General features: G+C 34.7%; 1 protein-coding gene. It reads right to left on the reverse strand.

Going from position 1 to position 531, the window contains the following annotated elements; genetic code table 11:
• Positions 1-182: 182 nt before the first annotated feature.
• On the reverse strand, positions 183-531 hold a 349-nt coding region (locus tag AC1DOS_RS20525; protein WP_477538956.1), incomplete at its 5' end, for a putative PEP-binding protein.

The following is a 531-nucleotide window of genomic DNA, read 5'->3' on the forward strand; positions in this document are numbered from 1 at the left end:
TATTGCAATATTACAAAATATTTTTACAACATCTAAAGTATATCACTAAAAACATCATCCAAGAATCCTTTTTATCATGAAAACGATTAATCTAAAAATAAAAGGAGGGTAGTTTCAGCATCTGTCAAACAAATAAAAGCATGTAATTCCATGGAGGAAGTTACATGCTTTTATTGTTTATATCATTTTTTCATTCTACTTAACTTATTCATATATGACACTACTTCTTCAGAGGTAGACAAGGATAGAATAGCGTCAATATGACTTTCCATTTCCATTTTAGATAGCTTACTAATTTGTGTGCGAGCTTTCAAGATTGAAGAAGCACTCATTGAAAATTCATCTAGTCCGAGACCTAAAAGGATAGGGATAGCCAGTTCATCGCCAGCCATTTCACCACACATACCTGTCCATTTCCCTTCCTTATGAGCCGCGTCAATAACGTTTTTCACAAGGCGAAGGATAGCTGGGTTAAACGGTTGATAAAGGTAAGAGATACGTTCATTCATACGATCAGCAGCCATTGTATAC

The sequence above is a fragment of the Paenisporosarcina sp. P5_A11 genome, from assembly GCF_056400705.1.